Source organism: uncultured Roseibium sp., from assembly GCF_947499295.1.
Taxonomy (GTDB): Bacteria; Pseudomonadota; Alphaproteobacteria; order Rhizobiales; family Stappiaceae; genus Roseibium.
Window position 1 is genome coordinate 167,530 of the sequence record NZ_CANMNP010000007.1, and the last position, 12,879, is coordinate 180,408.

The window sequence follows — 12,879 nt, forward strand, 5'->3', positions numbered from 1 at the left end:
TGGAGCGCACAGTTCAGCCTTTTTACGTTAAAGTCAACACATCTATTTTATTATATATTTTTCAATTAGATAATATCTATGACTTGAGAGCATCAAGTGTCAGTTCGCTGTTCAGTACGTTCAGATCGACATCCCCGGATATCCCGTCCACAGATCCTCTGTTGTGAAACTGCCAGATCGTCCAGTCCTGGGAATAGGCCGGTGAGTGCCAGATGGATCGCGTCCATAGCCGGCGGTTCAGCCCCTGCCCTTTCAGGTACGTGCGATAGAAGTCTTCCGGCGCGTAAAAAAGCACCTGCTTGCCGACAACGGCTTCAACTGTGTTCGCGAAATCGCTGACTTCACGAAGCACTTCTTCAACGGGCGGACGGCGGGCACAATTGCCGGTAAACTCCAGATCAACCATCGGCGCGAGCATATCCGGCGCTTCCGGCAAGACACTCAAGAAGTTTTCAGCCTGTTCTCTACCCGGCTTGCAAAGACTGAAAAAGTGATAGCCACCTCTTTCAAGCCCGGCAGCACCGGCTGCCGCCCAGTTTTTGGTGAATGCACTGTCCTTGAAGTCGCCGCCCTCGCTTGCCTTGATATAGGCAAAGGCGACATTGTCGTCCGCGACCTTTGTCCAGTCGATAGTCCCCTGATGGTGGGACACGTCAATGCCGCGCACGGGGAAGTCATCCAGATCTGGTTCCCAGTTCATGAAGAAAAACGCTGCTCCGACAATCGAAATGACACCGCCGACCACAACGTAGAACAAGGTGCGCAAAATCGCTTGCAAGAATTTCATTTTGTCATCCGATTGGCTCAATCCTGCGTGCGCACCAATACGCTTGAGACCCTAATTTCATGCTAAGAAATTCGGCCAGAGCGGAGCGCTTGCCAATTCAAGAACATTCCCGTCCGGATCGTTGAAATAGAGACTGCGACCACCGGCCGGCCACGTGACCTCACTTATGATTGGTGTCCCCGTTTCCTTCAAATACCTGCGCCAGGCTCTCATTTCGTCTGAAGCGATTTTGAAAGCGAAATGGCTATGCCCATTGGTGTCATGACCAGGTACGGTCCCACCACTGGTTTCAACGTCTTCCCCTGTGTGCCCCCGATGAAAGACAAGCAGGACCTGGGCAGGACCTGCGTCGTAGGCATAGAGGCGTTCACCGGCAACCATACGCTTCAATCCAAGAACTTCGGAATAAAAGACATGCGCCGCATCCATGTCGTCAACGTAGACCGCTGTCTCCAAAATCCCTGCTATTGCGGGTCTCTTCATCAACAAACACCCTTTCGGGACATCAAACACTGCACATTTCGACAGTAGAATTATTAACAGGTCACAAGTATATTCAACCTAGAAACAACTACAAGATGCAATTCACAAGAAATAATAAACAATCAAGCAAGATTATACACCGATTTTCAATTGCAATTCAGACACTGCACGTGACAGAGTTTACTTAAACGGGGCGGAATCAAGAGTAAGTTATGCTTATCTTGAATTCAATAACATCGGATCTGACATCCTTGCCGATCAGAAAAGAAATCTATTTGTTCGCGAAATTTTTTGCCAGCATCGGTGCATTGGCAGCATGGATAGCATCGGCGCATGCGGCAATGACTGTCACCGTACAGGGACCGGAATCGCCAACCGACAAGCGATATGAATACGACCGTGCGGTCATCGAACTCGCCCTGGCCAAGACCCGGACGAAATACGGCGACTTCAAAATACAAGACACGCCCGTCGGTCAAAACTCAAAGCGCGCCCTGATTGACGCATCAAACAACAAATACACAAATTTCATCATCAAGTTCTCGATGAACAACGATTTACCGGACAGCCTGACCGCAATCCCCTTTCCCGTGGATCTTGGCGTCGTCGGCTACCGTGTCGCCCTCGTATCCAACAAGACGAAATCGGCGCTTTCGAAAGTCAGAACGCTTGAGGAGCTCAAGAAGTTCGAAGTACTTCAAGGGCTGGGTTGGCTAGACACACGAATTCTGGAACATCACGGCTTCAAAGTCAGGACCGGTGCTGAATACGAGGCCATGTTCTCAATGGTCGCGTTGGGCCGGTCGGATCTGTTTCTACGCGGTGCAAACGAACTCCTGAACGAATGGCAGTCCCATCTCGAAATAGACGGCCTCGCATATGATGAAGCAATTTGCATCTACTATCCCTTGCCGCGCTTTCTCGTGACATCAAGCGAAAACAAGGAATTGATCGCCCGGGTGCACGAAGGATTGCTGCTTGCTCACGAGGACGGGTCCTTGTTCGAACTCTGGGACCAGAAGTACCGAGCCAGCGTTGATTTCGCAAAACTGGACAACCGCAGGATTTTCCGCTTGAGCAACCCGTTTATTGAGGGGCTTGACCCGTCCTGGCAAAAATTTGTGTACCAGGCCGGGCCAAAACTCACCCAATAGCCTCTTCTTGAACGTGGACTTTAGGTGGGAGTGAACGCTTTGTCGTCAGACGACCGTCAACTTGACCTCAATGTTGTTTCGGGTTGCGTTCGAATAAGGACAAACCTGGTGAGCCTTGGCAACCAAATCTTCGGCAACCTGCCGCTCCAGACCTGGCAATGAAATTTCCAACGCAACTTCAAGGCCAAATCCGCCCTCTGAACGCGGGCCGATGCCTACTGTTGAGGTGATTGCCGTCTCTGCAGGGATCGTAATCCTGTCCTGCCCGCTGACAAACTTCATCGCGCCGATAAAACAGGCGGCATAGCCTGCGGCAAAAAGTTCTTCCGGATTGTTTCCCTTACCACCTGCTCCGCCAAGCTCCTTCGGTGTTGCAAGCTTCACTTCAAAGGATCCGCTCAAGGTCTTTGCGGACCCGTCGCGTCCGCCTGTCGCCCGTGCCCTGGTTTCATAAAGAACTTCCACTGTCATCTGCTCGTTCCTTTGGCTAGCAAGATTTGAAATTTTACATCGGATACGTTTTTATCGTGCACGATATAATTCGTGCACATATAGGCATTGATATACGCAGTCAATGTGTTGCGATCATATCGCGCACGATTTATAAAACGCGCATGAACGAGACGACCGACCAGATGTCGCTTCTGGATGCATTCGGAATGACTGCATCTGAAGAGACCCAAAAACCAAAAAAGAAATCGCCTTCTTCCAAGAAAAAAGCACGGCCGAAAAACGCCAAGGCATCAAAAAAGAAACGTGAAGACATTGCGGAAGAGACCGCCGAGCCTCAACAAGTCGGTAGCGAGCAAGCGCCTGCTCAAAGCCTGCATGATACGGGCAAAAGCAATGGCCCGTTGAACACTTCTGCCGAAGCTGTCCAAGTCGCGGACGATCTTGTCGGAAGCGAGCCAATCACGCTCGACAAATACATTTGCTTCGCGCTCTATTCTGCCAATCACGCAATGCATGGCGTCTACAAGTCACTGCTGAAGGAAATCGGTCTTACCTACCCGCAGTTTCTTGCAATGACAGTGCTTTGGGAAACCAACAATGTGCCGGTCGGCGCCATCACGGCCAAGCTTCAGCTAGACACCAACACGCTGACCCCGCTGCTGAAACGGCTGGAAGCCATGGGGCTGGTCACCCGGACACGTAACGTCAAAGACGAACGTCAGGTCATCCTCAAACTGACACGCAAGGGACGCGCCCTTGAGAAGAAAACCGAACATTTCGGCTCCTGCATTTTTGCATCAACCGGATTGAACCTTGAAGAAATTACAGATCTCCAGTCCAGGATCATGAGGCTTCGGGACAATTTAAGGGATAAAGATGCAGGCACCTGACATCGTTCAAAAAGTCTGATTTCGGAAAACTAGTCAGGTCTTGTTGTGGGGCGCAACAAGGCTTGACAAATCGTACGTGTCAGAACGTCCTGAGCAGCCTCCCTTTGCCAGCCGCAATCCTGCGTCAGCAGTCCCCACATCTGAACGCTGAAGGACGCCCACAAATATTCTGAGGCTTCTTTCGAAGACCATGCCGGTTGCAAAGCCTTGTCTTCTTCCAGGGTTCGCGTGAGTTCAAGCAGCCATTCACGCAGTTCCGACATTCTGTCTTCCCAGGCAAGAGAGGCGTCTTCGTCGGTCGCTCTCAGCCGTATCAGATCGGTCGCTACGGGAAAAATCTCCTGAACGAAGTGGATCCAGACACTGACGGTTGCCTTCAGGCGATCTTCCGGATCTTCGGTCTTAAACGCTGAAAACAGTTTCGCTTCAATATCAAGCCGCTCATCGGCCCTGCGCACCAATGCCAGGATCAACCCTCCTCTCGATCCGAAATGGTCGTAGACGGACTGCCGACTGTTGCCTGAAGCCTTGGCAATTTCAGCAATTGAGACCTCTGTTCCCCTCTTTGAAATCAGGGTCCAGGCACTGTCGAGAATTTCTGCGCGTGTTCGCTGTAACCTAGCTTGACTTGACACGTGTAAAGTTTCCTGCAATTTGACACATGTAAAGTTATGGAGATTGCTCATGAACGTCAACCAACAGGTTACCCAATTCACGTCTTGGTATGGATCCGGCAGCGATGGTGCCTGCCCGACCGAAAGCCAATGGTCTCAACTCCTGCAAAGGCCTGCTGATCAACCAATAACCCTGATCAACTTCTTCAAGTTGCGGGCGAACGCCGAATACTCCGAGGGCCACGCCGCTCCGACCGGCCAAGAGGCCTTCTCGGACTATGCATCCGTCAGCATGCCCGCCATGGAACAGGCTGGCGGGAGTTTCCTTTATGTTGGCCCCTATCAGGGGATGTTCATGGGTGAAGACGAAGACTGGGACCTGATCGCAATCGGGTCCTATCCGAACCTTGATGCGTTGATCGCCCTATATTCCGACGAAACCTACCGCGGTGCGTTTCACCACCGCACAGCCGCCTGCGAACGCCAAAAGGTGCTGGTGTGCGGCAACTGATAAAGAAAGGCTGCGTTCACCAGAGCGCAGCCTTTTCCATTGATCGCACCAGTGCATAAGCAACGTGAATGATGGCTAAAGCGGCAATCCAAACCACAGCGCCGCAATTCCGAGAAAAGCAAAGAAGCCGACAACATCCGTCACGGTGGTGACGAAAACGCTGGACGCAATTGCCGGATCGACCTTCATCCGGTCAAGCACAATCGGGATCAACAGTCCGGAGAAACCGGCAAACAACATGTTTATGATGATGGCACCGGCGATCACGACCCCAAGACCGGGACTGGCAAACCAGAGCCATGCAGTGATGCCAATGAGGAAGGCCAATGCCAGCCCATTGACCGCGCTCACAAGGATTTCGCGATTGAGAACGCGCAGAAGATTTCGCGCGCTGAGTTCCTGGGTGGCAATACCACGCACTGCGACAGTCATGGTCTGCGTTCCAGCGTTCCCGCCCATGGACGCCACAATCGGCATCAGAACGGCAAGAGCGACCATGGCTTCGATCGTTTCCTCAAACAACGCAATAACCACAGACGCCAGGACGGCGGTTCCAAGATTGACAACCAGCCAGGCAAGGCGAGAGCGCGCAATCGTGACCACGTCGTCGGATATTTCCTCATCACCGACACCCGCGAGCGCTCGAAGGTCTTCTTCTGCCTCCTCTTGAATGACGTCGACAATGTCATCGACCGTCAGCACCCCGACCAGGCGGTCGTTTTCATCCACCACAGCTGAAGAAACAAGATTGTAACGCTCGAACCGCCTGGCAACTTCCTCCTGATCCTCTGTCGCGAGAACCGCCTGACGGTTCTCTTCCATGATATCTGTCACCTTCCGCGCCCGTTTGGTGCGCAGGATCTTGTCCAGATGAACCGATCCAAGCATTTTGAAAGCAGGATCAACGACATAGATTTCATAAAAGCTGTCCGGAAGATCCCTGGCTTCGCGCATGTAGTCGATGGTCTGACCGACGGTCCAGAACTGTGCAACCGCGATGAATTCGCTTTGCATGCGTCGGCCCGCACTGTCTTCAGGATAATCCAGCGCCTTTTTCAGCTGGGCTCTGTCGGCGTAAGGCAGTTCTTCCAGAATTGCCGCCTGATCGTCCTCATCGAGGTCTTCCAGAATGTAGACGGCGTCATCTGAATCGAGATCTTCCAGACCTTCTGCGATAACCTCGTGCGGCAGGTCCTCCAATACCTGCAAGCGAACGGCTTCATCGGTTTCCGTCAGCGCAGTGTAGTCGAAATTATCTCCGAGCAGTTGAATGAATTCCGCCCGGTCGTCGCCGTTTAGCGTCTCCAGCAGGTCGCCGGTATCAGCCTCATGCAAATCGCCTGCAAGCTGTCTCAGGTCATTGGCATCACGCGCCTTGATGGCTGCTTCGACGGCAACGATAAAATCAGGATTAAGGCGCTCGTCCCCGTCGCGAACAGGAATGGCAGGAACGGGTGAGGTTCGAACGTCAAGCTCAGCTGCGTCACTCATCCAGCGCCTCCCACTCCTTAGACGAACTGCCCGCAGCGCCCAGCGCCGCACTGCCGTCAAGAACTAGCGTCAGACGGCACGAAGCGCCACCGCAAAAACTCAACCGGTCCACAGACTTGGACAGAAATTCATGAACGGCTCGGCGTGAAACGGCACTTTCAGCAACAGATCTTTTCAGCTTTAAAAGCCGCGGCAACTCTTGCCTCGCGCCAAACTTCTGAGGTTCTCCAGATAGTCTCGCGCTTTAGTCGGCAAGATGTCCTCATCATTTGAAATACAACGCTCGGCCCGGCTGAATGCGCGTCGCGCCCTTTGCGTTTTCAGACACACGCGCCCTTCAGCCAGAACTTCCTGCTCCACGTACCAGAGCTGCTGACAGGTCATTGCACCGAAACGCCCTGGATTGGTCGACAGGCTCTGGGCAATCGCCGACGAGCCTGCTGCGAGACCTGTCAACAGGACAAGGGACCGTGCCAGAGACCGCCGCATCCGCTTTGCCTGCATTGGGCTTCTTCTTTCAAAGATTGTGGACCTCAATCTGTCGCTGGAAGCAGAACCTTAGTTTTCGTTACATTCAGGCGGCCTGGTGTCCATCGTCCACTCTTCAACCGGCAGGGCTTTCAAACTCGTTCGAAAGGTCTTGTCATTCAACTCGCCTTTGCCTGTCAGCAAATTGACATCGCAAATGCCGTTACTTTCCGGATCCAGCGTATCGTAATACGTATAGGTGTAGCCGGCGACCAGAAACCGGCCTTTGCGATAGGCGATGGTCAGGATCTGTTCCCAGCGGTTGCGCCCAATTGAACTGTTCTCCGAATAGACCTTGAGTGCACCTTTCTCGGTCGTCTCGATCCAGGGTTCTTGCCCGATGCCACCGCGCCATACGATGTCCTTTGCGTAGACATCCTGCGTCCATCCATCCCCTGCATCCGTGAAGATATAGAGATCAGCTCCCTCTTCACTGTCTGCCAGCACTGCCTTGTAGCGATAAATGTCACCATCCACGGGAGCCGTTTCCATGCCCGAAACAGCACTTGGAGCGATCGCCCCGGTCTCAGCACCAGCGTGCGAAGCAAACGCAAATGAGGAAACAGCAAGCACAACGGACAGAACCGTCCAAGAAACAGAGTTGGGCATAACGACCTCCTAAAAAAACGCACCTTCAAGTGGCTTTGAAGTCCCTATTGCAGGGCGATACTAAACACAAGAAAGCCTCGCACCAAAACCCGGCAAGAATGAAGCTGCACTGGTCATTCGCCACGTCGCCGTTTTCAAGGCAACCGTCCCGTTCGCATTGACGGAAATGCGTGGCATGCCAAAGGAGCCAAACCACTATTCCCCTTGGCCGACAGACCCGGCACCGGCTTTTTGCCTCATCAAGGCTCTAAACTCGCCACCGAGATCATTTGCGATACTCAGAGGTGATTGGTCGAACTCCGAGACCAACGAGACGACTGCGCCTGCATTCAGAAGCAATTCAACCGCAACAAGGTTTTTCTGATGCAAGGCGACATGCAGTGGCGTCTCAGACATGTCACCGATCGCATTGACGTCGGCACCTGCCTCAATAAGCCTTTCAAGGCCGTAGTTGTTTCCACGCCGAGCCAGTACATGAAGGGGTGTATCCCCATCGGCATCGCGGCTGTCGACCGTCACCGGCGCAGCGCCAAGATCCGCGGGAAAGAGTGTATCGGAACAAGACGCCAGGATTTCTTCCAGGGACTGCCTCCGCTTCAATTTCTTGCTCACAGAACCCACCTCGTTATTTTGACTGTTTCAAGCCTTAAGCAGGCAGTCCTTTTCACAACGTGAATCTTGTTATCTCAATTCTAGGAAAGCGGCACTGGAATTGGAACTTGAGTTTGCTGAAACTTGATGGTGGCCGCGCAAATCATTGAGGAAGTCAGGAACGCTGTGTGCTTGACGGCTATCGCTCCCGCAACTGACATTCAAGGAAACATCAGCGTCCAGAATGGCCTCTCCCAGTGAAAGGCAACTCGCATCTTGACCATTCAACGCGGCGGAATACCCTTTCCCTCACCGGCTTTGGTGACACCATCGATCAGGATGAACATGATCGTGCACGGCTCCGTCCCGCGGTTGGCCCAGGCGTGATTGGTTCCACGCTGCACAACGACATCACCGGCCTTGAGAAGAACATCCTCTTTTTCCTCATCCATCAGCATCCAGATCTCACCGGACAGAACGATCCCGTAGTCCACTGAATCGGTGCGATGCATCCATGGATGACGCCCTCCTTGCACAACATTGGCGCCTGCACCCATCTCCGCAAAGGCCGCTGCACCATCCTCGCTGGAGAGCCTTGCCATAACCTCCGGGTCTTCCGGCATGAACTCAACACAACGAAAAACCGTGCCGTCCTTGGGTGGGTGCAGAATGAACGGTCCCGTACACGTCTCGGTCGACCCGTCATATTCTGCCGGTGTCTGATCGGTCAGCCAGAAGTTGGTCAGACGCACGCCAGGGCGATTTGGCCGCTCAAGGATCTGTGTGGCGATCTCGTCGCTCTCAATGACGGCAGTACCATTGGCATCATGCCCGGTGACAACGCGTCGAAACTCTCTGTGCTGCATCAGGTTCTCTTCGGATTTGAGGTTGCAGGATGAGCGCGGTCTATTGCGACAACCGCAAGGAACAGAACAATACCGATGGCGGCGCTGAGCCACCCCTGGAACAAAAGGCAAAGCCCTGCAACGGCAGCCAATGCGCGAACCGAAGCTGATAGTGGCCGACTGAGTGTGCCTATGATGGCAACCGCAATAGCAAAGGTTCCGATCGCTGCAGTGACGACTGCGATTGCATTGGCACCCAATGAACCGTTCATCAGGAGCCCTGGGCCATAGACAAACGCAAACGGCAGAACAAAGGAAGTCGCAGCGTAGCTTGCCGCGGTCCAGCCAACCTTGTTGACGTCCGCTCCGGCGATACCGCCTGCCACGTACGAAGCAAGGGCCACAGGTGGCGTGATGGTTGAAATGCAGCCGTAGTAGAACACAAAGAAATGGGCCGTCAGGACCGGCACACCAAGTTTCACCAGGGCTGGCGCGACAACTGTCGCCAGGATCAGGTATGCCGCCGTCGTCGGCAACCCCATCCCGAGAATGATGGACGTCACCATGGTGAAGAACAATGCCAGAAGGAGATACCCGCCGGACGCAAGATCGATCAGCGTGGCGATCTTCGATCCAAGCCCTGTCACGCCCAGCACTCCGGCAATGATTCCAGCAGCGGCACAGGCAGCCGAAATGGTGACCACCGAGCGTGCGCCTTCGGAAATGGAGGTGACGACCTTCCAGGCAAAGACCTTGTCGATCCGGCGATTGCGAACGATATCGCCGGTAACCAGGACAAGCATCGCCCAAAGAGAGGCCATGAACGGCGAAAAGCCCATCAGCATCATTGTGATCAGCGTACCAAAGGCTGCGATGAACGGCGCGCCCTTCAACACCACGTTCAACAGTGGCTCTTCACTCGCTGTTGTGCCCGTGTTCGGTGCTATCCCGGACTTTACCGCCTGTAGGTGTACAACCACAAAGGCCGATCCAAAGAACAAAAGCGCCGGTAAGATCGCAGCTGCCATTACTGAGGTGTATGGCACTCCCACGATCTCAGCCATGATGAATGCCGCCGCCCCCATCACCGGTGGCATGATCTGCCCGCCCGTGGAAGCAACAGCTTCGATCGATGCTGCCTGATGGGGCGCATAGCCTTCGCGTTTCATGATTGGGATCGTTACGGTACCCGTCACTGCAACATTGCCCGCAGCCGACCCGCTGACCATGCCAATGAGCGTCGAGAATAATACAGCGGCCTTGGCGGACGCTGCTCGAAGGCCGCGTGTGCAGCGCACCGACAATTGAAAGAAGAAGTCGCCCGCGCCAAAATTCGACAGAAGCGCACCAAAGATCGTGAAGACGATGATATAGGTCGCCGCCACACCGACCGGAATGCCATAGATGCCGGCCGTATCGGTCGTCAGGACCACAACGATCCGTTCCAGTGTCGACCCGCGCCCTTCCAGCACTCCCGGCAAATACGGCGCGGCAAAGGGATAAAGGAAAAAAATGAAAGTGATCGCGGCCAGGATCAGCCCGATCCCGCGCCGGGCAGCCTCGAAGACAATGATCAGAAGCACCACACCGGCAGCAAAATCAGCGTCGGTGGTTATGCCACCGCTGAAAGCAATCGCTTTCCAGCGGGCCAACATCCATAGACTTGCCCCGATCGCTGCAACAACCAGTACCGCAGTGAAAACGGCATTGACCTTGGTCCCTGCCAGTTTCCGGCTAGCTGGTTTGATGACGAACAGCAATGACAGGGCGAGCATCACATGCGTCACGCGCATCGGCATGGTCGAGATCGCAATCACGCCCGAGACGACGAGCAAATGATAGGCCCCAAGCGCGAAGCCAGCGGCAAAGACGCCGTTCTGCACGGTCAAATAGCGGGATAGCCAAGTCAAAGCTGGATCCTGACTGGTTGGGGGCACTTCCCCCAACCATTGATGAGAGACTACTTGCTGTCGAAATAAGCTTTGGCACCCGGATGCAGCGGGATTGCCAGGTTCAACGACATTGCCGGATCAATCTGACGTGCGTTGGCGTTTTCAGCCTTCAGTTCATCAAGATTTTCGAAAATCGCCGAGGTCACTGCCTGAACGGTCGCGGCATCCATGTCGTTGGGTGCGATCAGCATATTGTTGACACCGATCACGGTTCCCGGCTCAGCTGTACCGTAGACATCCGTCGGCACTTCAACCTCCACAAATGCTCCGTTTGCTTCAAGCGCCTTGTCGAGCATTCCTTCAGAGAACGAAATGAAACGGAGATCTGCACCGGCTGTAGCCTGCATTACCGCGCCTGCCGGAAAGCCGGAAAGAGCCAGTGTGGCATCTACCGTGCCATCGGTGAGTTGGCTGAAACCGTCGGAATAAGAGACGAAGCTTGGCGTAATGTCATCGATGGACATGCCATGCAGCGGGAACAGAAAGTTCACAAATCCTAGCGTGCCACCACCGGCCGGACCAACTGCAACGCGCTTGCCCTTCAGGTCCTCAAGCGTCTGAATGTCGCTGTCGGCAAGAACCATCATGTGCAGAACAGACGGGTGAAGCGCAGCCACCGCGCCGATGTCGATCGGTCCGGCCGCCTTGTAGGGTCCAGCCCCTTTCGTCGCAAGGACCGCCAGATTGTTGTTCGTGATGGCAATCTCGACTTCACCGGAAGCGATCAGATTGGGGTTCTGCACCGAACCGCCAGTCACGATCGGAACCATCGAAATCCCCTCGCCGGCATGCTTGTTGACGACGTTGGAGATGGCTTGCCCCATAGGATAAAACGCACCGCCCAGCGACGCAGTGCCAATGCGCAACTCTTCGGCCACCGATGCCGAGCCTATGAGCGATACCGCAGCAGCGGCTGCGACTGTCTTCAGTGATTTGATCATGGAATCCTCCCTGGTACCGAAACCATTATTACGGTATTTTAGCAAAGAATCCAAAAAAATCGATATTATAAGTATAAATTAAAAAAAACGGGTTTTCGCACTTCCTTGGCTTCCGACCATTCAAGGCAATGCATGCAGGTTAAAGTAGGCACTTGAGATATGGATCGGTTGAGAGAGTTGGCGCGCTTTCCGTGCACAATTGAGGAATCGGAAAACTTTGTCGCCCCCCAATCGGAGACCAAGAGGAGCTTGCACGTAGCATGACGCATTCCCAATGCCTGCTCGCCCGATCGCTGTGACATCACATCACCGGCTGTTGCACAGTGACTGGCAATAATTGTCCTGACATTGCTTCTGAGAGACTTGGTCTGAAAATAGTGTGCCTGAAACCGGCGTAACAACCAAAAAAGGCGCCCCGAGGGACGCCTATTCATCAATCAGTAGCCTGATTGTCTTTGGTGCGGTCGAGAAGACTCGAACTTCCACGGGTTTTACCCCACAGCGACCTCAACGCTGCGCGTCTACCAATTCCGCCACGACCGCATATTCGATTGTTTTCGGCGCCTGTCAGCGTCGAGGCGCTCCATGTAGCAAAAGGGCTTTGGGCGCGCAAGGGCCGAAGTGACATTAATTCACAAGGGCATGGAAATATTCTTGAGGCCTGTCCGGAAGCCTAAAGCGGACCGTCGGTCCTCATCGGACGGACTTCAGGCGGACGCATCAGAACCTCGGTGATTGAGATCCCGATCCTTTCGCCCAAAAGCACCACCTGCCCCTTGGCGACAAGCGTGTTGTTGGCGTAAATCTTGACGTCGTCATCTTCAGCAACGTCGAGATCGATGACCGCGCCACGGCCCATGCGCAACAGCTGATGGACAGGCATCTCGGACTCGCCGAGAACAACGGATATATCGACTTTGATCTCATCAAAGGTGGTCATCAGACACATCGATCCTTAAATAGGGCGAACGCCGCCAGCGCTTAACCATACCACGGCACGGCCAGCCAGCTCAAAAAACAAAGAAGTGTC

At 53.9% G+C, this 12,879-nt stretch carries 15 protein-coding genes and 1 tRNA gene; 3 read left to right on the forward strand and 13 right to left on the reverse strand.

Annotated features, from left to right (window positions below):
• Positions 1-76 precede the first annotated feature (76 nt).
• Entirely contained in the window at positions 77-787 is a 711-nt protein-coding gene (locus Q0835_RS13260; RefSeq protein ID WP_298961882.1) for a GH25 family lysozyme, read from the reverse strand.
• A gap of 57 nt (positions 788-844) precedes the next feature.
• Positions 845-1,270 carry a VOC family protein gene (locus Q0835_RS13265; protein ID WP_298961884.1) on the reverse strand — a complete coding sequence of 142 codons (426 nt, stop codon included), beginning with the start codon at positions 1,268-1,270 and terminating at the stop codon, positions 845-847.
• Positions 1,271-1,482: 212 nt separating this feature from the next.
• On the opposite strand from Q0835_RS13265, the gene Q0835_RS13270 reads away from it, so the two are divergent.
• The gene (locus tag Q0835_RS13270) at positions 1,483-2,424 is read left to right on the forward strand and encodes a hypothetical protein (protein ID WP_298961889.1); all 942 of its coding nucleotides are present in this window, start codon (positions 1,483-1,485) and stop codon (positions 2,422-2,424) included.
• A 45-nt stretch (positions 2,425-2,469) separates the two neighbouring features.
• Here the strand turns inward: Q0835_RS13270 and Q0835_RS13275 are convergent, their stop codons facing one another.
• Positions 2,470-2,895 (reverse strand): organic hydroperoxide resistance protein, encoded by a 426-nt coding sequence (locus tag Q0835_RS13275; protein WP_298961893.1) that lies wholly within the window; start codon positions 2,893-2,895, stop codon positions 2,470-2,472.
• Between the two features lie 143 nt (positions 2,896-3,038).
• Between Q0835_RS13275 and Q0835_RS13280 the strand changes: the two genes are divergently transcribed.
• A complete protein-coding gene (locus Q0835_RS13280) occupies positions 3,039-3,767 on the forward strand; it encodes a MarR family transcriptional regulator (protein ID WP_298961896.1) in 729 nt (242 codons plus the stop codon).
• A gap of 29 nt (positions 3,768-3,796) precedes the next feature.
• Here the strand turns inward: Q0835_RS13280 and Q0835_RS13285 are convergent, their stop codons facing one another.
• Complete coding sequence (locus Q0835_RS13285; protein WP_298961899.1) at positions 3,797-4,402, reverse strand: TetR/AcrR family transcriptional regulator; 606 nt, start codon at positions 4,400-4,402, stop codon at positions 3,797-3,799.
• A 49-nt stretch (positions 4,403-4,451) separates the two neighbouring features.
• Between Q0835_RS13285 and Q0835_RS13290 the strand changes: the two genes are divergently transcribed.
• Positions 4,452-4,892 carry a DUF1330 domain-containing protein gene (locus tag Q0835_RS13290; RefSeq protein ID WP_298961902.1) on the forward strand — a complete coding sequence of 147 codons (441 nt, stop codon included), beginning with the start codon at positions 4,452-4,454 and terminating at the stop codon, positions 4,890-4,892.
• Between the two features lie 75 nt (positions 4,893-4,967).
• On the opposite strand, the gene mgtE is transcribed toward Q0835_RS13290, so the two are convergent.
• The 9 genes from mgtE to Q0835_RS13335 form a co-directional block, all read right to left on the reverse strand.
• Positions 4,968-6,383, reverse strand: a complete 1,416-nt coding sequence (gene mgtE / locus Q0835_RS13295; RefSeq protein WP_298961905.1) for a magnesium transporter — start codon at positions 6,381-6,383, stop codon at positions 4,968-4,970.
• A 180-nt stretch (positions 6,384-6,563) separates the two neighbouring features.
• Positions 6,564-6,872, reverse strand: coding sequence for a hypothetical protein (locus Q0835_RS13300; RefSeq protein ID WP_298961908.1), 309 nt, complete (start codon positions 6,870-6,872; stop codon positions 6,564-6,566).
• 69 nt (positions 6,873-6,941) lie between these two features.
• The gene (locus Q0835_RS13305; protein ID WP_298961910.1) at positions 6,942-7,520 is read right to left on the reverse strand and encodes a hypothetical protein; all 579 of its coding nucleotides are present in this window, start codon (positions 7,518-7,520) and stop codon (positions 6,942-6,944) included.
• 195 nt (positions 7,521-7,715) lie between these two features.
• A complete protein-coding gene (locus Q0835_RS13310) occupies positions 7,716-8,132 on the reverse strand; it encodes an ankyrin repeat domain-containing protein (RefSeq protein WP_298961913.1) in 417 nt (138 codons plus the stop codon).
• A 263-nt stretch (positions 8,133-8,395) separates the two neighbouring features.
• A complete protein-coding gene (locus Q0835_RS13315; protein ID WP_298820302.1) occupies positions 8,396-8,977 on the reverse strand; it encodes a cupin domain-containing protein in 582 nt (193 codons plus the stop codon).
• On the reverse strand, positions 8,977-10,866 hold the full coding sequence (locus tag Q0835_RS13320) for a TRAP transporter fused permease subunit (protein ID WP_298961916.1): 1,890 nt from the start codon (positions 10,864-10,866) through the stop codon (positions 8,977-8,979). The genes Q0835_RS13315 and Q0835_RS13320 overlap by 1 nt, the downstream gene beginning before the upstream one ends.
• 50 nt (positions 10,867-10,916) lie before the next feature.
• Positions 10,917-11,849 carry a TAXI family TRAP transporter solute-binding subunit gene (locus Q0835_RS13325; RefSeq protein ID WP_298961917.1) on the reverse strand — a complete coding sequence of 311 codons (933 nt, stop codon included), beginning with the start codon at positions 11,847-11,849 and terminating at the stop codon, positions 10,917-10,919.
• Between the two features lie 456 nt (positions 11,850-12,305).
• Positions 12,306-12,392: transfer RNA gene (locus Q0835_RS13330), tRNA-Leu, on the reverse strand.
• Between the two features lie 130 nt (positions 12,393-12,522).
• On the reverse strand, positions 12,523-12,789 hold the full coding sequence (locus Q0835_RS13335) for a FliM/FliN family flagellar motor switch protein (RefSeq protein ID WP_152501420.1): 267 nt from the start codon (positions 12,787-12,789) through the stop codon (positions 12,523-12,525).
• Positions 12,790-12,879 lie beyond the last annotated feature (90 nt).

What these genes read in the sequence shown, in the direction of transcription:
- Q0835_RS13260 (WP_298961882.1), bottom strand. Translation starts at nt 787, where the DNA reads ATGAAATTCTTGCAAGCGATTTTGCGCACCTTGTTCTACGTTGTGGTC.
- Q0835_RS13265 (WP_298961884.1), bottom strand. Translation starts at nt 1,270, where the DNA reads ATGAAGAGACCCGCAATAGCAGGGATTTTGGAGACAGCGGTCTACGTT.
- Q0835_RS13270 (WP_298961889.1), top strand. Translation starts at nt 1,483, where the DNA reads ATGCTTATCTTGAATTCAATAACATCGGATCTGACATCCTTGCCGATC.
- Q0835_RS13275 (WP_298961893.1), bottom strand. Translation starts at nt 2,895, where the DNA reads ATGACAGTGGAAGTTCTTTATGAAACCAGGGCACGGGCGACAGGCGGA.
- Q0835_RS13280 (WP_298961896.1), top strand. Translation starts at nt 3,039, where the DNA reads ATGAACGAGACGACCGACCAGATGTCGCTTCTGGATGCATTCGGAATG.
- Q0835_RS13290 (WP_298961902.1), top strand. Translation starts at nt 4,452, where the DNA reads ATGAACGTCAACCAACAGGTTACCCAATTCACGTCTTGGTATGGATCC.
- mgtE (WP_298961905.1), bottom strand. Translation starts at nt 6,383, where the DNA reads ATGAGTGACGCAGCTGAGCTTGACGTTCGAACCTCACCCGTTCCTGCC.
- Q0835_RS13300 (WP_298961908.1), bottom strand. Translation starts at nt 6,872, where the DNA reads ATGCGGCGGTCTCTGGCACGGTCCCTTGTCCTGTTGACAGGTCTCGCA.
- Q0835_RS13305 (WP_298961910.1), bottom strand. Translation starts at nt 7,520, where the DNA reads ATGCCCAACTCTGTTTCTTGGACGGTTCTGTCCGTTGTGCTTGCTGTT.
- Q0835_RS13315 (WP_298820302.1), bottom strand. Translation starts at nt 8,977, where the DNA reads ATGCAGCACAGAGAGTTTCGACGCGTTGTCACCGGGCATGATGCCAAT.
- Q0835_RS13325 (WP_298961917.1), bottom strand. Translation starts at nt 11,849, where the DNA reads ATGATCAAATCACTGAAGACAGTCGCAGCCGCTGCTGCGGTATCGCTC.
- Q0835_RS13335 (WP_152501420.1), bottom strand. Translation starts at nt 12,789, where the DNA reads ATGACCACCTTTGATGAGATCAAAGTCGATATATCCGTTGTTCTCGGC.